The organism is Ruegeria sp. D1(2025), from assembly GCF_056536425.1.
In genome coordinates, this window is sequence record NZ_JBQFPO010000004.1 from 47209 (window position 1) to 67560 (window position 20352).

General features: G+C 57.9%; 16 protein-coding genes. 7 read left to right on the forward strand and 9 right to left on the reverse strand.

Going from position 1 to position 20352, the window contains the following annotated elements; genetic code table 11:
* Position 1: 1 nt before the first annotated feature.
* Positions 2-793 carry an inositol monophosphatase family protein gene (locus ACR1XU_RS11490; RefSeq protein WP_480904918.1) on the reverse strand — a complete coding sequence of 264 codons (792 nt, stop codon included), beginning with the start codon at positions 791-793 and terminating at the stop codon, positions 2-4.
* A gap of 161 nt (positions 794-954) precedes the next feature.
* Here ACR1XU_RS11490 and ACR1XU_RS11495 point away from each other — a divergent pair, with 161 nt between their 5' ends.
* The 7 genes from ACR1XU_RS11495 to ACR1XU_RS11525 all read left to right on the forward strand — a co-directional run bounded on the left by ACR1XU_RS11495 (position 955) and on the right by ACR1XU_RS11525 (position 8496).
* On the forward strand, positions 955-1980 hold the full coding sequence (locus tag ACR1XU_RS11495) for a LacI family DNA-binding transcriptional regulator (RefSeq protein ID WP_480904921.1): 1026 nt from the start codon (positions 955-957) through the stop codon (positions 1978-1980).
* Positions 1981-2075: 95 nt separating this feature from the next.
* The gene (locus ACR1XU_RS11500) at positions 2076-3380 is read left to right on the forward strand and encodes an ABC transporter substrate-binding protein (protein ID WP_170614621.1); all 1305 of its coding nucleotides are present in this window, start codon (positions 2076-2078) and stop codon (positions 3378-3380) included.
* A gap of 108 nt (positions 3381-3488) precedes the next feature.
* Complete coding sequence (locus tag ACR1XU_RS11505) at positions 3489-4355, forward strand: carbohydrate ABC transporter permease (protein WP_170375757.1); 867 nt, start codon at positions 3489-3491, stop codon at positions 4353-4355.
* A 12-nt stretch (positions 4356-4367) separates the two neighbouring features.
* Entirely contained in the window at positions 4368-5198 is an 831-nt protein-coding gene (locus ACR1XU_RS11510) for a carbohydrate ABC transporter permease (protein ID WP_480904924.1), read from the forward strand.
* 12 nt (positions 5199-5210) lie between these two features.
* Complete coding sequence (locus tag ACR1XU_RS11515; protein WP_480904927.1) at positions 5211-6215, forward strand: ABC transporter ATP-binding protein; 1005 nt, start codon at positions 5211-5213, stop codon at positions 6213-6215.
* Positions 6212-6985: an L-iditol 2-dehydrogenase gene (locus tag ACR1XU_RS11520; protein ID WP_480904930.1), complete on the forward strand. Its 774-nt coding sequence runs from the start codon at positions 6212-6214 to the stop codon at positions 6983-6985. Before ACR1XU_RS11515 ends, ACR1XU_RS11520 begins: the two co-directional genes overlap by 4 nt.
* A complete protein-coding gene (locus ACR1XU_RS11525) occupies positions 6985-8496 on the forward strand; it encodes a mannitol dehydrogenase family protein (protein WP_480904933.1) in 1512 nt (503 codons plus the stop codon). Before ACR1XU_RS11520 ends, ACR1XU_RS11525 begins: the two co-directional genes overlap by 1 nt.
* A gap of 100 nt (positions 8497-8596) precedes the next feature.
* On the opposite strand, the gene ACR1XU_RS11530 is transcribed toward ACR1XU_RS11525, so the two are convergent.
* The 8 genes from ACR1XU_RS11530 to ACR1XU_RS11565 form a co-directional block, all read right to left on the reverse strand.
* A complete protein-coding gene (locus ACR1XU_RS11530) occupies positions 8597-11236 on the reverse strand; it encodes a molybdopterin-dependent oxidoreductase (RefSeq protein WP_480904936.1) in 2640 nt (879 codons plus the stop codon).
* Entirely contained in the window at positions 11236-11568 is a 333-nt protein-coding gene (gene nirD / locus ACR1XU_RS11535) for a nitrite reductase small subunit NirD (RefSeq protein WP_170614615.1), read from the reverse strand. The genes ACR1XU_RS11530 and nirD overlap by 1 nt, the downstream gene beginning before the upstream one ends.
* Positions 11565-14000: a nitrite reductase large subunit NirB gene (gene nirB, locus ACR1XU_RS11540; RefSeq protein ID WP_480904939.1), complete on the reverse strand. Its 2436-nt coding sequence runs from the start codon at positions 13998-14000 to the stop codon at positions 11565-11567. The genes nirD and nirB overlap by 4 nt, the downstream gene beginning before the upstream one ends.
* 4 nt (positions 14001-14004) lie before the next feature.
* Positions 14005-15684, reverse strand: coding sequence for an ABC transporter ATP-binding protein (locus ACR1XU_RS11545; protein ID WP_480904942.1), 1680 nt, complete (start codon positions 15682-15684; stop codon positions 14005-14007).
* Between the two features lie 5 nt (positions 15685-15689).
* Positions 15690-16772, reverse strand: coding sequence for an ABC transporter permease (locus ACR1XU_RS11550; protein ID WP_170806428.1), 1083 nt, complete (start codon positions 16770-16772; stop codon positions 15690-15692).
* Between the two features lie 73 nt (positions 16773-16845).
* Positions 16846-18210 carry a CmpA/NrtA family ABC transporter substrate-binding protein gene (locus ACR1XU_RS11555; protein WP_170614611.1) on the reverse strand — a complete coding sequence of 455 codons (1365 nt, stop codon included), beginning with the start codon at positions 18208-18210 and terminating at the stop codon, positions 16846-16848.
* 292 nt (positions 18211-18502) lie between these two features.
* Positions 18503-19672 (reverse strand): ABC transporter substrate-binding protein, encoded by a 1170-nt coding sequence (locus ACR1XU_RS11560; protein ID WP_480904945.1) that lies wholly within the window; start codon positions 19670-19672, stop codon positions 18503-18505.
* Positions 19669-20253 carry an ANTAR domain-containing response regulator gene (locus ACR1XU_RS11565; protein ID WP_480904948.1) on the reverse strand — a complete coding sequence of 195 codons (585 nt, stop codon included), beginning with the start codon at positions 20251-20253 and terminating at the stop codon, positions 19669-19671. The genes ACR1XU_RS11560 and ACR1XU_RS11565 overlap by 4 nt, the downstream gene beginning before the upstream one ends.
* Between the last annotated feature and the right edge of the window lie 99 nt (positions 20254-20352).

A 20352-nucleotide genomic window follows, 5' to 3' on the forward strand; every position in this document is an offset into this window, starting at 1 on the left:
GTCAAGAGCTCCACGCGTCCTCGGCGATCTCAAGCAGGGTCTCGAAGACATCTGGCGTTCCCACAATGACGCGCCCTCCGTCCCGGATCATTGCATCTGCGTCCTGATCTTCGATTGTGCCACCAGCCTCTGCGACCAGCAATTGCCCAGCCAGACAATCCCAGGCGTTCATGTGCTCTTCCACATAACCCAGAAGTCTTCCGGCGGCGACATAAGCAAGAGACAGCGCCCCGCTGGCGTTCCGGTGGAACATGGCCCCACGTTCGATCAGTTCTGCAACGACAGGCAGGACATGGCGTGTTTTGACCCGGTTCGAGTATCCTACGGCTACGGTTCCATCCCGCAACGCCACTCCGGATGCGACGTGAATCGGCGTACCGTTCAAGGTCGCCCCCTCTCCGCGCGTTGCCACAAATGTCTCATCGACATTTGGTTCATGGATCACCCCGACCATCGTGCGCCCTTCAGCGACGCCGGCCAGAACAATGGTATAAGCCGGAATGCCGTTAACAAAATTCGTCGTCCCGTCGATGGGGTCTATCACCCAATCGAAGCCACTTTTCCCTTCGGTCGCGCCATGCTCTTCACCGAACACTCCATCCTCGGGCCAGAATTCCGCGATCCTCTGACGAATGAATGTCTCGACGTTCCTGTCCGCTTCGCTGACCCAGTCCTGAGCGCCCTTTTGGTCAACGACAAGATCGCCCCTGTCCGCAAAGTATTTTTTGGCGATTGCCCCAGCTTCTTTACAAACCGCAACAGCAATATCCCGGCGTTCCGATAGTCGAGACATGGCCATTCCTTTTCCAGTTGAAAGACTGTTGCGCAAGGTCGGCAATGGCCGGCACGCTGTCAACACCTGTTGCCAGTCGGGCTATTGATTTTTTAGCGCGCGCAAAGAATATGTAAAGCTATGATAAGATCAAGGCGGACAGTATCCGCAGGCAGACTGGCATGACCAAAATAAAGAATATGGAAGAGTTCGCGGCCCTCAGCGGGATTTCGCGACCGACGGTATCCAAGTACTTTCACGACCCCGATAGTGTTCGCCCGACGACACGGGCCCGCATCGAAGAAGCGCTGGAACGGTTTGACTATCGCCCCAATATCTTTGCGGTGAACCAGAACCGGAAGCTGACCAAGAATATCGGCATTGTCGTTCCCTATCTGGCCGATCCGTTCTTTGCCGAAATCGCGCGTTATCTGGAACAAAGCTGCATCGCGGCCGGGTATCGCCCTTCCCTGTTCAGCTCTCATGGCGAACAGAAGCTGGAAAACGAAATCCTGGACGGGCTGCAATCCCTGAAACCCGCCGGGGTTTTGCTGGCGCCATTGGGGCGGATTTCAGACCGTTCAGCGATCGAAAAGTTCTGCGCCAATGTGCCGACAGTTCTGTTTGACAGTAACCTTGATGGCCTTGGCGCGGCATTCGTCGGGTCGGACAATTTCAGTTTTGTCTCGCAAACTGTGGAATACATGACGCGCACAGGCGAACCGCCCTCGTTCTTCGAAATGCGGACGCCTGCCAACCCGAACGCCAACAAAAGACGCAAGGCCTATGTTGAGGTCATGGAGCGTCTCGGGTTTGATCCACATATCATCAAGGTCGACGGCACGGGCTGGGCGTTTGAAGAAATTGGCCACAGGGGTGCACTGAAGGTTCTGGAGGAGCGCATGTTGCCGAGCGACTCGGTGTTATGCAGCAATGACCGACTGGCCATCGGCTTTCTTGCGGCCTGCTACGAACAGGGGATTCGGGTCGGTCGCAAGGATGATTGCGCGCTTCGCGTGGCCTCGAATGACGACCATCCTTTCGCAAAGTTTACGTGCCCATCCCTGACAACAGCCGCGCATGACTATGACAATGTTGCCGGGCGCAGCGTCGAGACGCTGTTCGAACTCATTGAAAGTGGAGGGAAATTTGAAACGAGGACAGAGACGCTGTTCCCTGCAAGGCTTGTTTTAAGGGATTCTGCTTAGTCGCAACTTTTTAACGCGCGTAAAGTTTTTATTGACGCCGCGACAATTTACGCTCTAACCTCTCTGCACGACATCCAAGCTCAGGGAGGACAGGGATGTATCTGAAGAACGCACTTCGTGCGGCGACTGCACTGACTTTCGTCGCCACGGCAGCAGCCCACGCGCAATCCATCACGATCGCTACAGTGAACAACGGCGACATGATCCGGATGCAGGGCTATACCGACAAATTCACCGAAGCGACCGGGATCGATGTGGAGTGGGTGACGCTCGAGGAAAACGTCCTGCGTCAGCGCGTGACCACCGACATCACCACCAAAGGCGGTCAGTTCGACATCATGACCATCGGCATGTACGAGACGCCGATCTGGGGTGCGAATGGTTGGCTGGTGCCGTTGGACGGAATGTCCGCGGAATATGACGTCGACGACATTCTGCCCGCGATGGCCGGTGGCCTGAGCCATGAAGGGACGCTTTATGCGGCGCCGTTCTATGGCGAAAGCTCGATGATCATGTATCGTACGGACCTGATGGAAAAGGCAGGTCTGGAAATGCCCGAGGCACCGACCTGGCAATTCATTCGCGAAGCGGCGGCGGCAATGACCGACCGCGACAACGACATCAACGGCATCTGCCTGCGCGGCAAGGCGGGTTGGGGTGAAGGCGGCGCCTTCATCACCGTGACCGGAAACTCATTCGGTGCGCGGTGGTTTGACGAAAACTGGAAACCTCAGTTCGATCAGCCTGAATGGAAAGAGGCCCTGACCTTCTTTGTCGATATGATGGGTGAGTCCGGCCCCGCTGGCTATGCCACCAACGGCTTCAACGAAAACCTGTCGCTGTTCCAGCAGGGCAAATGCGGCATGTGGATTGACGCAACGGTCGCCGCTTCTTTCGTGACCAACCCCGACGATTCCACAGTCGCCGACAAGGTGGGCTTCGCACTGGCGCCCAATTCGGAAGGCGTGGACAAACGCGCCAATTGGCTTTGGGCTTGGGCCCTTGCGATTCCGGCAGGCACTCAGCAGGAAGACGCTGCCAAACAGTTTATCGAATGGGCGACCTCGAAAGACTACATCGAGCTGGTGGCCGAAAATGAAGGCTGGGCCAATGTGCCTCCGGGCGCGCGGACGTCGCTTTATGAGAACGACAACTACAAGGCGGTCCCGTTCGCAAAAATGACGCTGGAATCGATCCTGATGGCCGACCCGCAGAATTGCTGCGCACAGCCGACGCCCTATACCGGCATCCAGTTTGTCGCGATCCCGGAATTTGCGGGTATCGCCACTCAGGTAAGCCAGGAGTTCTCGGCAGTCTATGCCGGGCAGCAGACAGTGGACGAGGCCCTTGCCAAAGCGCAAGCCTTCACGGCTGAAGAAATGGAAGCCGCAGGATACTGAGGCATCCCTCCCCGGTGGGTGGGCAATGTCCCACCCGCCACTCTGACTTCCACAATTCCCGTTTTTCTCGCAGGCTATACTTACGCCTGAACAGAGAGGTCTTGCATCATGGCTACTCAACACTCCCGATCCGTTGCGCGCCTGATGATGGCACCTGCCGTGGTCCTTCTGCTTGGCTGGATGCTCGTGCCTCTGACGATGACACTGTATTTTTCCTTCAAGAAGTATCTGCCGCTGCGCGGCGGTGATCTGGGCTGGGTTGGTTTCGACAACTATGTCCGGTTCGTCTCATCCAGTTCGTTCTGGCCCGCGGTGCAAGCAACGCTGGTTATTGTCGGCGGCGTTCTGGTGATCACGGTTATTCTGGGCATTCTATTGGCGATGTTGCTGGACCAGCCAATGTGGGGACAAGGCGTCGTTCGGATCCTCGTGATCGCACCGTTTTTTGTCATGCCCACTGTGTCCGCGCTGGTCTGGAAGAACATGTTCATGGACCCGGTCAATGGCTTGCTTGCCCACTTGTGGCGCTTTTTCGGGGCCGAACCAATTTCGTGGCTCTCCGAGGCGTCGATGACCTCGATCATCATGATCGTGTCGTGGCAGTGGCTGCCTTTTGCGACGCTGATCCTGCTGACCGCAATCCAGTCGCTGGACAGTGAACAACTGGAAGCGGCCGAGATGGACGGCGCACCGGTGCTGAAGCGGTTCTATCACATCATCCTGCCGCACCTCAGCCGCGCGATTACCATCGTGATCCTGATCCAGACGATCTTTCTTTTGTCGATCTTCGCCGAAATCTTCGTGACCACAGGCGGCGCGTTCGGCACCCGCACACTCACCTACCTGATCTTCCAGCGCGTTTTGGAAAGCCAGAATGTCGGCCTCGGATCAGCCGGAGGTGTCTACGCCATCATCCTAGCCAACATCGTTGCCATCTTCCTGATGCGCATCGTTGGCAAGAACCTGGACGCGTGAGGAGGTAAGACCATGGCCCGCGCCGTCACAACCCGCCGCAAATCGCTGAACACTGCCCTTTCATGGGCCGTCGGTTTGCTGATCTTTTTCCCGATCCTCTGGACCATCCTGACCAGCTTCAAGACCGAGGCGCAGGCGATCGCCAGCCCGCCGCTGTTCCTGAATTTCGACTGGACGCTGGAGAACTACGCGATCGTACAGGAGCGCTCAGACTACATGCGGTTCCTGTGGAATTCGGTCATCATCGCGGGCGGATCAACCATTCTGGGCGTGATCATCGCAGTGCCCGCCGCCTGGGCCATGGCATTTGTCCCCTCGAAACGCACCAAGGACATTCTGCTGTGGATGCTGTCCACCAAGATGTTGCCTGCCGTTGGCGTGCTTTACCCGATCTACCTGCTGTTCATCCGGTTGGGTCTGCTGGACACGCGCGGGGGGCTGGTCGTGGTTCTGATGCTGATCAACCTGCCGATCATCGTCTGGATGCTCTACACCTATTTCCGCGAGATCCCGGGTGAAATTCTGGAAGCCGCGCGGATGGATGGCGCGACGCTGAAAGAGGAAATCCTCTATGTCCTCACGCCCATGGCCATCCCGGGCATCGCCTCGACCGTTCTGCTGAACTTCATCCTGGCGTGGAACGAGGCGTTCTGGACCCTCAACCTGACCGCCGTCGACGCGGCTCCGCTCACCGCGTTTATCGCCAGCTATTCCAGCCCCGAAGGCCTGTTCTTTGCCAAGCTCAGCGCGGCCTCGACCATGGCGATTGCACCAATCTTGATCCTTGGCTGGTTCAGCCAGAAACAACTTGTCCGCGGCCTGACCTTCGGCGCTGTGAAATAAGGAACACGACACATGGGACGTATTCAACTCAAGTCCGTGACCAAAAGCTTCGGCGACGTTCAGGTCATCCCGCCGCTGGACCTGACCATCGAGGATGGTGAGTTCACCGTCTTCGTCGGTCCGTCGGGGTGTGGCAAGTCTACCCTATTACGCCTGATCGCGGGGTTGGAGGATATCACGTCGGGTTCCATCGATATTGACGGATCGGATGCCACCGATGTCCCACCTGCCAAGCGGGGGCTGGCGATGGTGTTCCAGTCCTACGCCTTGTACCCGCACATGACCGTACGCAAGAACATCGCCTTTCCCCTGCGCATGGCCAAGCTGGATCAGGCCGAGATCGACAAACGCGTCGAAGGCGCGGCAAGTGTTCTGAACCTGAGCGACTATCTGGACCGCCGCCCCGGGCAGTTATCCGGCGGGCAGCGCCAGCGCGTTGCCATTGGTCGCGCCATCGTACGCGAGCCGGCAGCGTTTCTGTTTGATGAACCTCTGTCGAATCTTGACGCCGCGTTGCGCGTCGGCATGCGGCTTGAGATCAGCGAACTGCACGAACGCCTAGCGACAACAATGATATACGTGACCCACGATCAGGTTGAAGCCATGACAATGGCCGACAAGATCGTCGTTCTTCAGGCCGGAGTGATCGAACAGGTCGGCACCCCGCTGGAACTGTATCGCACGCCACGCAATCTGTTTGTGGCAGGGTTCATCGGTTCACCCAGGATGAACTTTATCGAAGGCCATGAGGCTGCAAAACATGGCGCGCAAACCATCGGAATTCGCCCCGAACACATAGGCGTTTCCGAGACCGAAGGAGAATGGTCCGGGGTCGTCAGCGTCTCCGAACATTTGGGCTCGGACACCTTCTTTCACGTCCACGAAACCGGTCTGGCTGAAACAATCACGGTCCGAGCAGATGGCGAGGTCGGTTTCCGCCACGGCGACCGCATCCACCTGACCCCGCGTGCAGATGTGATCCACCGGTTTGACGCGCAAGGCTTGCGGATCGAATGACACGTCTGACAGGCAAAACCGCCCTGATCACCGGGGCCGCGCGTGGCATCGGGCTGGCCTTTGCCAAAGCCTATGTGGCAGAAGGCGCGCGGGTCGCAATCGCCGACATTGACAGCAAACGTGCGCAGGAGGCGGCCGGTGAAATCGGCGAAGCTGCCGTGGCCGTCGAGATGGACGTGACCCGCCAGAACAGTATAGATGACGCCGTCGCGCGAACAGCCGCACATTTCGGTCCGATCGACATTCTGATCAACAACGCGGCCATTTTCACTGCCGCACCAATCGTTGAGATTGAGCGTGCCGACTACAATCGTGTCTTTGACATCAACGTTTCTGGTGTGCTGTTCACGATGCAGGCTGTTGCCCGCCACATGATCGAACACGGGATCAAGGGCCGGATCATCAACATGGCATCGCAGGCTGGGCGAAGGGGCGAGCCTTTGGTCGCCGTGTACTGTGCCAGCAAGGCCGCGATCATTTCGCTGACTCAATCAGCGGGCCTGAACCTGATTTCCCATGGGATCAACGTGAATGCCATCGCCCCGGGCGTTGTCGACGGGGAACATTGGGACGGTGTGGATGCGTTTTTTGCAAAACACGAAGGCAAGGTCCCCGGTCAAAAAAAACGCGAAGTGGCGGCCGCCGTTCCGTATGGCCGAATGGGCCGCGCCGAAGATCTGACCGGGATGGCGGTGTTTCTGGCCTCTGACGAGGCCAAGTACATCGTCGCTCAAACCTACAATGTCGATGGCGGAAACTGGATGAGCTGATGGACCCCATGGCGAACGCAAAACCTCCGGTTCGGGTGCGGCGCGACAGCCTTGAAGGCCTGCCGACATCCGTCAGAACACCGGATTATGATGGCGCGGCCCTGAGACCGGGCATCGTTCATATAGGTTTGGGTAATTTTCACCGTGCGCATCAGGCCTGGTATATCCACCAGTTGATGCAGCAGGGTCAGGCATTGGACTGGGCGATTATCGGGGCGGGTGTGCGAAGCTACGACGCCGATATGCGAAAGAAACTGCTGGCGCAGGACTGCCTGACAACATTGATCGAACTGGACCCCGAGGGAATATCTGCCGAGGTGATCGGCCCTATGATCGACTACCTTCCGATTCAGGATGGCAACGCATCTCTGATCCGCAAGATGGCTGATCCGGCCATCCGGATCGTATCGCTGACCGTGACCGAAGGCGGGTATTTTCTGGACGCCAAGACCGGTGCGTTCAACCTGAACCACGATGATATTCGCCATGACGCGGCAAATCCCAACCAGCCCCGCACCGCTTTTGGCGCCATTGTTGCCGCGCTCGGGCAGCGCCGGGCGAACGGTCTGAAACCCTTTACCGCGCTCAGCTGCGATAACCTTCAGGGCAACGGTGCGATTTTGCGAAACTGTATCGTTGGATTGGCCCGTATGTCCGACCCCGATCTGGCCGATTGGATAGACCGGAATTGCGCGTTTCCGAACTCGATGGTGGACTGCATTGTGCCCGCGACGACGGAACAATTAATATCGCAATGCCGCAACCTCGGCATCGACGACCGCGCGCCGGTCTCGCATGAAAACTTTCGCCAGTGGGTGATCGAGGACGATTTTTGTGACGGGCGGCCGCCGCTGGATGAGGTTGGCGTGACGCTGACCCAAGATGTCCATAGTTACGAGACAATGAAACTGCGCATACTGAATGGCGGCCACCAATTGCTGGCAAATGCCGGGGAAATTCTGAATGTCCCCACGATTGCAGATTGCATGCAGGACCCCGACATCGTGTCGTTTTTCCGCAAAGTTCAGGCCGAAGAAATTCTTCCCCATGTCAAACCTGTCCCCGGAACAACCGCGACTGAATATCTTGGATTGGTCGAGGGGCGTTTTTCGAATACCGCAATCCACGATTCGACGCGTCGGGTCGCGTTCGACGGATCATCACGCCATCCGGGGTTCTTGCTACCCTCGATGCGCGATGCGCTTGCGGCCGGTTCATCCCTGAACGGGCTTGCGCTGTCCCAAGCTTTCTGGTGCCGGATGTGCGCGGGGGTTCGCGAGAATGGATCCGAAATCGCCCCAAACGATCCTCACTGGGAGGACTTGAAAAAAACGGCGCTGGCATCAAGGGCCAATCCGCAACTGTGGATCGAACAAAGCCAGTACTGTGGTGCGTTTGGTCGAGACACTCCCTTCGCCAACGATTTCGCCCGCTGGCTGACCGCGATCTGGCAGCGGGGATGCCGGGCAGCGATAGCTGAGTATCTGGCTTCGACTCCCTCTCCAGACTGATCTGGCACCGTAAAAAAGGGTGCCCTCTCAAGCCAAATGGACGTAGAAAATAGAACTTGGCTTCGCTGTTTCCAGACGCTGGACAGCCCCCTACTCCACCTCAGGCCAAGTTCGTCTGGCAAAGCCGTTCCGAATGTTCAACGACCAAATCGGCAAGCTCCGGCCGACACGAACCACAATTCGTTCCAGCTTGAAGGGCGTCTCCGATTTCATCCACATCAACCAGTTTTTCGTCGTGAATTGCGCGGATTATGGCTTTTAGCCCGACGCCGAAACACGAACAAATCATCGGGCCGCAGTCTTCCAGTTCCGCTGATGACCGACCGGACAAAATCTGGTGTGGTGCGACCTCGGGCAAAGTTGCAAGATAGTCTCGCATCAGCGTGACCGGCTCAGAAGATACAAACAGCACCGCCAACAGGCGTTGCCCCTCTGAGAACGCAATTCTGAATGACCCGCGCCTTTGATCTTCTATCAAAGTAGACACGGCATCGGGCAGGCCGAACCATTCTCGGGCAGTACTCTCCCAATCCTCGGCAACATGGTATCCTGCCAGTTCCAGCCTGTAACCTTTGTCCGTCTTTGCAATCGCCCAATACTCCGACTTTGGCGATGGGCCCCCAACAGAGACTGCAAACCCGTACCAGGCAGCATTCATGCGCCGAACAGACACGGCCGTTGCCTTACTCTCCGGTTGTCCCGAGATGGGGTCCGTCACAGTTGGAATCAGCGCATCCACACGGGCCGCCGGGGCCGTTTCCCCCGTCCAGTGAATCGGCGCGAACACTTGGCCGGGCGCGACGGTGTCGGTGATGCGAAGTCGAAATATCCCAGTTCCGACCGAACTATTGATCTCGACCAAATCGGCAGAGCCGAGGTTCAGATGGCGCGCGTCCTCGGGGTTCACTTCCACATAAGGTTCGGCGAGATGAGCCGATAGACGAGGTGACAATCCGGACCGGGTCATCGTGTGCCACTGGTCCCGATTTCGCCCCGTATTCAAAAGAAATGGGTATTGCGTTGATGTTTTCGCAACCGGTGGCTTATGGGAAACGGGCACAAAACGTGCTTTCCTATCAGGATGGAAAAACTGACCGTCACCAAAGAACCGTCCGTCCGTTCCACCAGGTATTACCGGCCATCGCGTCGGGCTTAGTTCATTGTATTCTTCCTCCGTAATATCCGCGAGCTTTGAGACGTCAAAATCCCTGCCAAACGATTTAGCCACTGAAGACAACGCCGCGTATTCCCGAAAAATCTGCGCCGGAGAGTCGTAGCTGAATGGCGTTTTCCACCCCATGCGACGACCGACGTCCGAAAGGATATCCCAGTCTGCACGTGCCTGCCCGGGAGGTGCCAGAACGGCGCGCTGTCTGCTGATTGTGCGATCCGAATTGGTTACGGTGCCACTTTTTTCCGCCCAGCCTGTCGCTGGCAACAGCACATCCGCAAGACGTGCCGTATCCGTCCGGACCGTCAGGTCACTGACAACGGTGAAGGGACATTTCTCAATGGCTTGTCGCACGCTATCCGCATCAGGCATTGAAACCGCAGGATTGCTGTGAATGACCCAAAGCGCCCTGATCTGACCCTCTTTCACGGCACGAAACAGGTCCACTGCCTTAAGCCCCTGTTTTTCACAGATCTTCGGCGCGTTCCAGAAATGTTGAACGGCCGTGCGGTGGCTTTCATTCTCGATATCCAGGTGACAGGCCAGCATGTTGGCCAATCCACCCACCTCTCGGCCACCCATGGCATTGGGCTGACCGGTAACGGAAAACGGGCCCATCCCTTCGCGCCCGATCCGACCCGTCGCCAGATGACAATTGAGGATCGCGTTCACTTTGTCCGTCCCGCTAGAGGATTGGTTCACGCCCTGACTGAAGATGGTGACCACACGCTCGGTCCCGGTCCAAAGATCACAAAATGTCTCGATCTCTTCGGTGGTCAGGCCCGTAACTGTCGGGTCGTCCCGCTGCGCCGTTCTAAGCGCCTCATCAAAGCCGACAGTCTGCTCCAGAAATTCAGGCACGACGTGTCCGCCTTCGTGAATGCTGACCAGCAATCTGTTGAACAAAGCAACATCACTGCCCGGATGCAAAGCCAGATGAAGGTCGGCCTGATCGCAGCTTGCTGTACGGCGCGGGTCGACAACAACGATCTTTGTCCCACGTGACTGTCGCGCCGCCAGAACGCGCTGGTATAAAACCGGATGACACCAGGCGAGGTTGGATCCGACCAGAACCACCAGGTCGGCCTGATCAATATCCTCGTAGGTACCCGGCACAGTGTCTGACCCAAAGGCGCGTTTGTGGCCAGCCACGGTTGAGGCCATGCAGAGCCTGGAATTCGTATCGATATTGGCCGAACCGATGAACCCTTTCATCAGCTTGTTGGCGACATAATAGTCCTCGGTCAGCATCTGCCCTGACACGTAGAACGCGACACTGTCCGGTCCGTAGGCCTCGATAGTGGACAAAAAGCGATCGGCGACCAGTTGCAGTGCTTCGTCCCACGGCACATCCTTTCCAAATGCTTGCGGGGCCAGAATGCGATGATCCAGTCCGACCGTTTCACCCAAAGCCAGTCCCTTTGAGCATAAACGCCCATGGTTCGCCGGATGATCCGGATCGCCGCGTACCCTCAAACCGCCGGCGCCATCAGGGCGCAACAGGACACCGCAACCAACACCGCAATAAGCGCAGGTGGACCGGATTTCAGGCAGCCCGGTTCCGTCCATCAGGCCGCACTCCGCCGGGTTGCCGCTTTGTCGTCCAGCAGGATACGACTGCCTTCCAGCCGCACCGGATAGGTGGTGATGCGACCATCATCCGCGCCCTGAGCCTCGCCCGTGTTCAGATCGAAGACCCAATTGTGCAAGGGACAAGTCACCGACTGACCATGCACGATGCCTTCGGACAGCGGGCCGCCCTTATGGGGACAATTATTGGTAGCTGCGAAGACTTCGGCCTCGGCAGTTCGGAAAATCGCAATGCAGCCGATATGAGTTTTTATCAGGCGCGCCCCGCGCAGTGGCACCTCATCGATATGCCCGACGTCGATCCAGCTCATTCTGCGGCCTCCAATGTGAAATCTGCAATCGGCGCGTAGGTTTGCGCCTTGTCCCGCACATGTTCGGCCCACGGGTCCTTGCGGTAGATGCTTTGAGACAGCTCGAACCTTTCGACCAGAGCCGCGCGGTTTTCCAGATCGTCGACCACATGCCCCCTGATCCAACCCATGCCGACTTTGCCCATCCATTTATACAAACGATCCAAGTACTTGCCGCCTTCCCGATAGGCCTGAGTGACGGCCATCACAACCTCGATTGCTTCGTCTTCGGTTGGAACCTGGCACAGCAATTCGGTCTCTTTCACATCCATTCCGGCAGCTCCGCCGATGCTGATCTGAAACCCAGAGTCCACGCAAACCACGCCGATATCCTTGCAGGTGGCCTCGGCACAGTTGCGCGGGCAGCCCGACACGGCCAGCTTCAGCTTGTGAGGCGTCCACGACCCCCACAGGATTTTCTCAAGCTTGATCCCAAGCCCGGTGCTGTCCTGCGTTCCAAACCGACAATGATCTGTTCCGACACAGGTCTTCACCGTGCGCAAACCCTTGGAATAAGCATGGCCCGAGACCAGACCCGCCTTGTTCAGATCCGACCAGATCGCGGGCAGGTCCTCACCCTTCACGCCCAGAAGGTCGATCCGCTGGCCACCAGTGACCTTGACGGTTGGCACGTCGTATTTATCCGCCGCATCCGCGATGGCGCGCAGTTCTTCTGGTGTGGTAATCCCACCCCACATACGGGGCACCACGCTGAACGTGCCATCCTTTTGGATGTTTGCGTGCTTGCGTTCGTTGACAAACCGGCTTTGCGGGTCGTCCTGATACTCAAGCGGCCAATCGGCCAGCAAGTAATAGTTGATCGCGGGGCGGCAGACATGGCAGCCGTTGGGCGTGTTCCATCCAAGCTCCTGCCAGACGGCAGCCTGGCTTTTCAACTCCTGCCCTTTGATCAGGCGGCGCACATCCTCATGGGTCAGATCCGTGCAGCCGCAGACGGGTTGCGCCGTTGGCATTTGGAAGTCGTCGCCCAACGTGACTTGCAAGACTTGCTCAACCAGCCCCGTGCATGTGCCGCAGGAAGCACTGGCCTTGGTGCTAGCGCGCACCGCGCCCAGATCGCTGGCCCCTGCATTGATCGCCTCGACGATGTTGCCCTTGCATACGCCGTTGCAGCCGCAAATCTCCGCCTCAAGCGGCAATGCTGCAACGGCTGAGAGAGGGTCCGCAGTGTCACCCCCCTGATAGGCAGGGCCGAAGATCAGCGTCTCGCGCATCTCTTCGATGCTGGTGCCGTCCTTGATTAGCCCGAAGAACCAGCTGCCATCGGCAGTGTCGCCATACATCACGGCGCCAACCAGACGATCTTCTTCGATCACAAGCCGTTTATAGACCCCGCGCGAGGGATCGCGGAACACAATATCCTCGCGCTCGGGGCCTTCGGCAAAATCGCCTGCGCTGAACAGGTCGCAACCGGTGACCTTCAACTTGGTCGAGAGGGTTTTCTGTGCGAATGCAGCGTCTTCCGCCAGCAACGACTGCGCTGCCACCTTCGCCTGATCATAAAGCGGCGCGACAAGGCCAAAGATTTCTCCGTCATGTTCGACACATTCGCCCACGGCAAAAACGTCCGGGTCCGAGGTCAGCATCTGGTCATCCACATGAATGCCACGCCCGGTGGCCAGACCGGCCTCCTGCGCCAGTGCCGTATTGGGGCGGATTCCAACTGCCATGACCAGCAGATCACAAGGCAACTCGGTCCCGTCATCCAGCAAAAGCGCGCGAACCTTACCGCCTTGCCCAATGATTTCCTTGGAGTTCGCCTGCAGACAGATCTTTATGCCTTTATCCTCAAGCGATTTCTTCAGCAGATACCCGGCGGCCTCATCCAACTGGCGTTCCATCAGGTGGCCCATGATGTGCACCACGGTGACGTCCACTCCGTGGGCGGCCATGCCTGCAGCCGCCTCAAGACCCAGCAAACCGCCACCGATCACAACGACCTTGTTGCCTGGGCCCATACCCATCATCTGCCGGGTGTCTTCCAGATCGCGATAAGCGATCACGCCATCCAGATCATGCCCAGGCAGAGGGATCATGAACGGGTTCGACCCCGTCGCGATCAACAGCTTGTCGTATGGAACATGGCCGTTCGCCCCTTCGACCACCTTCATCTCGCGGTCGATCCTGACCACCTTTTCGCCAAAGCGACAGGTGATCCTTCGCTCGGCGTACCAAGCGTCGTCATGAGTGACGATCTCTTCACAGGTCTTCTCACCCGACAGAACCGGGCTGAGCATGATGCGGTTGTAGTTTCCGCGCGGTTCCGCGTTGAACAGGGTGATATCGAACGCATCTGGTGCAGCATCGGTCAGGTGCTCCAGCACCCGGCCCGAAGCCATGCCTGCGCCTATGACAACTAGTCTTTGTTTCATGGTTTCACTCCGCTGCAATCGCCTTGGGGGCAGGCGATTTCGGCTTGGCGCCGTGTTCGTATTCTTCAAGGAAGTCCAGAACTTCCTGCCGGTAGGCGTAGTAATCAGGGTGTTCCAACAATGCCTTACGGGTCCTTGGGCGCGGCAGGTCGACCTCGGTGATTTTCCCGATGGTCGCTTGCGGACCATTGGTCATCATCACCACGCGATCGGCCAGAAGGATCGCCTCGTCCACGTCATGGGTCACACAGATCGCGGTGACCTTGGTACGGGACCAGACCTCCATCAGGACTTCCTGCAATTCCCAGCGCGTCAGGCTGTCGAGCATCCCAAAGGGCTCATCCAGCAGTAGCAGTTTGGGCGACAGCGCAAAGGCGCGGGCGATGCCGACGCGTTGTTTCATGCCGTTCGACAGATCGGAGGCAGACTTGTCCATCGCGTCGGCTAGACCGACACGTTCCAGATAGTATTCGACCACATCCTGCCGCTCGGCCATGCTGGCCTTGGGGTAGACCTTGTCGACGCCAATGGCGACATTTTCCTTGGCGCTAAGCCAGGGGAACAGGTTGGGCGACTGGAACACCACGGCGCGCTCGGGATCGGCCCCTTCGACGTGGCGGCCATCCAACTTGATCGCACCCTTCGAGATTTCGTTTAGCCCAGCAGCCATAGTCAGAACCGTGGACTTGCCACAGCCGGAATGGCCGATCAGTGAGATGAACTCGCCCTTGTCGATCTTCAGATCGAAATCCTCAACCACGGTCAGCGGACCTTTGGGCGTCGGGTAGACCTTGTGCAGTTGCGAGAAATCGAGAAAGCGGTTCTCGATCATTCCTTTCTGTGCCTCGGCAACAGCAGTGGGGACTCCGTGGATTGGCGTGACATCGGGCAGGATGCGCGAACCTTCGACTTTGGCCTCGATACCCACATCCATGAGATACTTGGTGACGTCTGCACGCAGACGTTTGAAGGTCTCGTTGTTGTTCATTGCGCCCCGATCCCGTGGACGCGGGATCGACACGCGGAACTCCTGCCCCAAAGTCCCGTCCGGGTTCAGAGCGATGATCCGGTCGGCCAGGATGATCGCCTCATCCACATCATTGGTGATAAGGACACAGGTCTTTTTGTCGGCTTCCCAGATATGTTCGATCTCATCGGCCAGATTGGCGCGGGTCAGCGCATCCAGCGCCGACAAAGGCTCATCCAGCAGAAGAACTTCGGGGTTCATCGACAGCGCGCGCGCCACGTTAACCCGCTGGCGCATTCCGCCGGACAACTCCGCCGGGCGGCGCGAGGCGGCGTGGCTGAGTCCAACCATCTTGACGTAATCCGCCACTTTCTCGGCTCTCTCGGCCTTGCTGAGGCCAGGAAAGACCGTATCCACCGCCAAACCCACATTGCCGCTGACCGTCAACCACGGCATCAGCGAGTAGTTCTGGAAGATCACGCCACGTTCCGGGCCCGGCCCCTTGATCGAAGTGCCTTTGAACGTGACCTCTCCCTTGGTCGGCATATCCAGGCCGGCCATCAAATTGATCAGGGTCGTCTTGCCGGTACCCGAGAAGCCGAGGATCACCAGAAACTCGCCCTCTTGCACATCCAGATCGATCCCTTTCAGAACAACGGTCCGCGCGGTGCCTTCACCAAAGGATTTCGAGGCGTTCTTGAAGCTCAGAATGCTCATCTCGATCACCGGTTATTCGTAAAGGTAAAGAGGGATTGCAGCGCGTACATCACCCGGTCCAGCAAGAAGCCGATGATGCCGATGGTGAAAACCGCAACCATGATCTTGGCCAGAGAGCTGGACGAGCCATTCTGGAATTCATCCCAGACAAACTTGCCCAGACCGGGGTTCTGCGCCAGCATTTCAGCCGCGATCAAGACCATCCAGCCAACACCAAGCGACAGGCGCAGACCGGTAAAGATCAACGGCAGGGCCGAAGGCAGCACCAGCTTGGTGATCTTGGTATAGGTGTTCATTTTCAGTACCTTGGAGACGTTAACCAGGTCCTTGTCGATAGAGGCTACACCCAGCGAAGTGTTGATCAGCGTTGGCCACAGCGAACACAGGGTCACGGTGATGGCCGAGATCAGGAAGGACTTGGCAAACCACCCGTCATTGGTGACATAAACTGCCGAGACGATCATGGTGACGATCGGCAGCCATGCCAGTGGAGACACGGGTTTGAATATCTGGATCAGCGGGTTCAGCGCAGCGTTTGCTGTTGGCGACAGACCCGCCGCAATGCCAAGCGGGACGGCCACCACCGTTGCGATCAGAAACCCGAAGAACACGGTTTTGATCGAGGTCCAGATCTGCTGGTAGTAGGATGGCGCGCCCGTGTAAGCGACCTGCTTGACCTCTTCCGCGCGGCCCGCGTCGATCAGCTTTTGGTTTCGCTTCTCGACCATCGCCTCGAACTTGGCGCGTTTGGTGGCTTTGGCTTGCGCGTCCTCGTTCAGATTGACCATTTCCGCCCAAACCTGAGCCGGTCCGGGGACCGCACCCAAAGAGGTCTGCACCTTGGGGGCCAAAGTCGCCCACAGCAGCAGAAATGCGCAAATCGACAGAAGGGGGACCACCAGCAACCGCCAGATCTCGGTCATCTGGGCGCGCGGGTTGTCCCCCGCTGCTGCTTTCAGCACCGGGGTGGCCCAACTGAGGCCAAGGACCTGAAACCATTTGTCGGCGGCATTAATACGGGTAAAACGGCGGGCGCGGCGTTCCTCTCGGGCGGCGTCTGCATTCAATTCTGGATCGACCGTTGTCATCTGATGTGTCCTTGCGATGGCGGGGCACTTGTGAGCGTCGCGCCTGACCCAAGCCGGGCGCAGTGTTGCGGGGTTAGCCTTGCACGTCCGAACCGACGATCTTCTGATCGCCCTTCAGACCAATGGACAGACTTTCGAGGTAGGCGTTGGGGGTGCGGCCGTCATAGGCGATGCCGTCAATGATATCCTCGACCGGGGTCGGCGCCTTGTAACCGTCGCTGTTCCAAGGGAAGTCAGCCTCATTGGCCAAGCCCTCGTCGACCAGCAGGCGCGCGGCTTCCAGATAGATCTTGGGTTTGTAGACGGACTTGGCGACCTCGTCATACCAACTGTCCGGTTTTGCGTCGGCGATCTGACCCCATCGGCGCATCTGGGTCAGGTACCAGACAGCGTCCGAGTAGAACGGGTAAGTCGCGTTGTAGCGGAAAAACACGTTGAAATCAGGAACTTCGCGCTTGTCACCCTTCTCGTATTCAAATGTGCCGGTCATCGAGTTCGCGATAACGTCGTAATCCGCGCCGACATATTCTGGACGGCTGAGGATTTCGACGGCCTCGGGGCGGTTGGCGTTATCGTTTTCATCCAACCACATGGCGGCGCGGATCAAGGCCTTGGTCACGGCCAGCGTGGTGTTCGGATACTCCTCCGCAAATTCGGCGGTGATGCCAAAAACTTTTTCGGGGTTGTTCTTCCAGAGCTCATAGTCGGTGATGACCGGAACGCCGATGCCCTTGAACACGGCCTGCTGGTTCCACGGCTCCCCCACGCAGTAACCATAGATCGTACCAGCCTCGAGCGTCGCAGGCATCTGCGGCGGAGGGGTTACGGACAGGAACACATCCGCGCCAATCTGGCCAGTTACGTTCTCGGGGCTGTAGTAGCCGGGGTGCAGACCGCCAGCGGCGAGCCAGTAGCGTAATTCGTAATTGTGCGTCGAAACTGGGAAAACCATGCCCATGTTGAAGGGCTTGCCTTCGGATTTGTACTTCTCTACCACCGGGGCCAGAGCCTCGGCACTGATCGGATGCTGCGGGCGACCATCCTCCATCACCGGGATATTCGGTTTCATTTCTTCCCAGATTTCGTTGGACACGGTGATGCCGTTGCCGTTCAGATCCATCGAAAATGGCGTGATGATATGCGCCTCGGTCCCGTATCCGATGGTCGCAGCCAGTGGCTGCCCCGCCAGCATATGCGCGCCGTCCAGCTGCCCGTCGATCACACCGTCCAACAGCACTTTCCAGTTGGCCTGCGCCTCAAGCGTGACGAACAAACCTTCGTCCAGGAAATATCCCTGCTCATAGGCCACTGCCAACGGTGCCATGTCCGTCAACTTGATAAAACCAAAGGTCAGTTCATCTTTTTCCAGTTCAAGTTCGGCCAGAGCGGGAGAAACAAGCGCGGTAGTTGCCGCAAAGCTCAAGATCAGTTTCTTCATCACATTTCCCTTCGGTTCGGCCCAATCAGGGCGCGTGGCTGCCCGTTTGCCTTCGGGCACAAAAAAAGCCGCCGACACACACCGCCGGGAGGAGTTGGCGGTTGGTCGAGCGGCTTTGCTCTTGATAGATGCCCATGGACATGGGCGCATTCTGTCGGATGGCTCCGTTGCCTGCCGATGGCTTCAGTAAGCCGACAAAACGTGGTCGCGTCATCTGTATTTTGAAGGATGGCTGAAATTTTTCCGCATTGCAGCATTGCGCGATGCTGCAATGCGGAAAAAATGTGCACACCTACTCGGAAGGCTCGAAAATACGTCGATCGAAGAAGACATTCCGAGATAGAATCAGGCTGCCCTTGGCTGATGCAACTGCCATTGGTTCCGGCAAGGCACCTTCCAGTTTCTCGGACGCACCCGGGGTCTCAATTCCTGATCGATGCATCGCTTGACGGTACAAGTCGCTCCGAAAGACCTTGGCTGCTGCATGTTCGGCAGCACCCACTTCAAGGCCGTTTCGCTTCGCCATTTGATGTGCAATCCACTTGGCCTGACTGCGCCACGGAAAAGTTGCCGCGCCTTCAAAAAACTCTACGAACCCCTCAACATGGCGGTGTTCTCCACTTGGAGAGATCGCAAATTCCCCCATCAAGGCGCGATCGACCAGTTCCGGGGACACATTCAGATAGGCTTTGCGCGCCAACATCTCGGACGCCGTAGAGCGGCTGTCGGGATTGGACAACCACCGCCCGGCACGCCAAACCGCGCGCATAAGGCTGCCCAGAAGATGTGGTTCGGTCTGGGCCCAATCGTTTCTGACGGCCAGCACCTTTTCCGGCGCGCAATTACAGATTGCCCGACCTGGCAACAGCAAAGCCCCAAACTGGTCCTCGACAGCAAACGACCCCCAGGGTTCCCCAACGCAGAACGCATCAATCTCTCGTGCAGCAAGCGCCTGCGCCATCAAAGGTGGAGGAACAGTACGGATCTCGACGTTTTTTGAAGCCAGATCGGTTCCGGCCACCCAATATCGCAGCAACTCGACATGCATTGAAAATGGAAACGGCACCCCGAAGATCAGAGTGTCTTCGGCGGCCTTTGCGAGTGCTGCGCCGGCAGCTTTTGCATCGATGAAGTCGAAACCATATCCCTGATCCACCAACTTCCGGGCCAGTTGTGCGCCAACTCCGACGACATTGCCATTCAGCGACAGTACGGAAACAGCGGATATCGGGGTCGTGATCCCACCCAGCCCCAGCGCTATTGCGACAGGGATCGGAGATAACAAATGTGCAGCATCGACGTGCCCAAAAGCCAACATGTCGCGCAACGAAGACCAGGACGGTGCGGGACGAAGATCCAGCGAGATCCCTTCGGCGTGGTCAAAGCCCATCTCGCGGGCGACAACCAAGGGGGCAGCATCCACCAAAGGCATATAAGCAACCGGGAGCGTCACGGTTCTCATGACAACAACCCCGACGCCGTCACCAGTGCGTCGGCCACTTCGGCCACCCGACGGTTTTGATTCATGGCCGTCTTTCGTAACAGGGCGTAAGCTTCATCTTCCGGCACGCCTCTGGACTTCATTATCAAGCCTTTGGCCTTGTCAATCACCTTGCGATCTTCCAAGGCGCGGCGCGTTTCCGCCAGTTCCACGCGAATTTGGCGCAGTACCTGGAACCGGGCGATTGCAGTATCCATCACTGGCTTGATGCGGTCGGCCTGCAATCCATCCACGACATAAGCCGACACTCCGGCCTCGACCGCTGCCCTTGCTAATCCCCCTGCCGCGCCGGACACGAACATCGCAACCGGGCGCTCCAACGGGCCGGACGCGACCGTCAGTTCCTCCAGCATATCGCGGGACGGATTGTCGATATCAATCAACACAATATCCGGGTCGTGGGTGGCAATCTTGCGCGCCAGGCCCGAAACATTGCCGATCACAAAGACATCTACATCCCCATACGCTTTCAAGGCGTCAACTATAGCGAAAGCGCGGTCGTGGTTCTGCTCGACCACAACGACGGTCAGGTTTTGGCTCATGACTAGTCAACTGAGCTCTGCCCACCTCAACCACAATTGGAAAGTCCTCCACCCCTTCCTTCGGCGGCAGAATTGCTCAATTATTCAGCGATCATTGGC

Excerpts from the sequence above, each read along its gene's own strand:
- ACR1XU_RS11490 (WP_480904918.1), bottom strand. The coding sequence starts at position 793 with ATGTCTCGACTATCGGAACGCCGGGATATTGCTGTTGCGGTTTGTAAA.
- ACR1XU_RS11495 (WP_480904921.1), top strand. The coding sequence starts at position 955 with ATGACCAAAATAAAGAATATGGAAGAGTTCGCGGCCCTCAGCGGGATT.
- ACR1XU_RS11500 (WP_170614621.1), top strand. The coding sequence starts at position 2,076 with ATGTATCTGAAGAACGCACTTCGTGCGGCGACTGCACTGACTTTCGTC.
- ACR1XU_RS11505 (WP_170375757.1), top strand. The coding sequence starts at position 3,489 with ATGGCTACTCAACACTCCCGATCCGTTGCGCGCCTGATGATGGCACCT.
- ACR1XU_RS11510 (WP_480904924.1), top strand. The coding sequence starts at position 4,368 with ATGGCCCGCGCCGTCACAACCCGCCGCAAATCGCTGAACACTGCCCTT.
- ACR1XU_RS11515 (WP_480904927.1), top strand. The coding sequence starts at position 5,211 with ATGGGACGTATTCAACTCAAGTCCGTGACCAAAAGCTTCGGCGACGTT.
- ACR1XU_RS11520 (WP_480904930.1), top strand. The coding sequence starts at position 6,212 with ATGACACGTCTGACAGGCAAAACCGCCCTGATCACCGGGGCCGCGCGT.
- ACR1XU_RS11525 (WP_480904933.1), top strand. The coding sequence starts at position 6,985 with ATGGACCCCATGGCGAACGCAAAACCTCCGGTTCGGGTGCGGCGCGAC.
- ACR1XU_RS11530 (WP_480904936.1), bottom strand. The coding sequence starts at position 11,236 with ATGGACGGAACCGGGCTGCCTGAAATCCGGTCCACCTGCGCTTATTGC.
- nirD (WP_170614615.1), bottom strand. The coding sequence starts at position 11,568 with ATGAGCTGGATCGACGTCGGGCATATCGATGAGGTGCCACTGCGCGGG.
- nirB (WP_480904939.1), bottom strand. The coding sequence starts at position 14,000 with ATGAAACAAAGACTAGTTGTCATAGGCGCAGGCATGGCTTCGGGCCGG.
- ACR1XU_RS11545 (WP_480904942.1), bottom strand. The coding sequence starts at position 15,684 with ATGAGCATTCTGAGCTTCAAGAACGCCTCGAAATCCTTTGGTGAAGGC.
- ACR1XU_RS11550 (WP_170806428.1), bottom strand. The coding sequence starts at position 16,772 with ATGACAACGGTCGATCCAGAATTGAATGCAGACGCCGCCCGAGAGGAA.
- ACR1XU_RS11555 (WP_170614611.1), bottom strand. The coding sequence starts at position 18,210 with ATGAAGAAACTGATCTTGAGCTTTGCGGCAACTACCGCGCTTGTTTCT.
- ACR1XU_RS11560 (WP_480904945.1), bottom strand. The coding sequence starts at position 19,672 with ATGAGAACCGTGACGCTCCCGGTTGCTTATATGCCTTTGGTGGATGCT.
- ACR1XU_RS11565 (WP_480904948.1), bottom strand. The coding sequence starts at position 20,253 with ATGAGCCAAAACCTGACCGTCGTTGTGGTCGAGCAGAACCACGACCGC.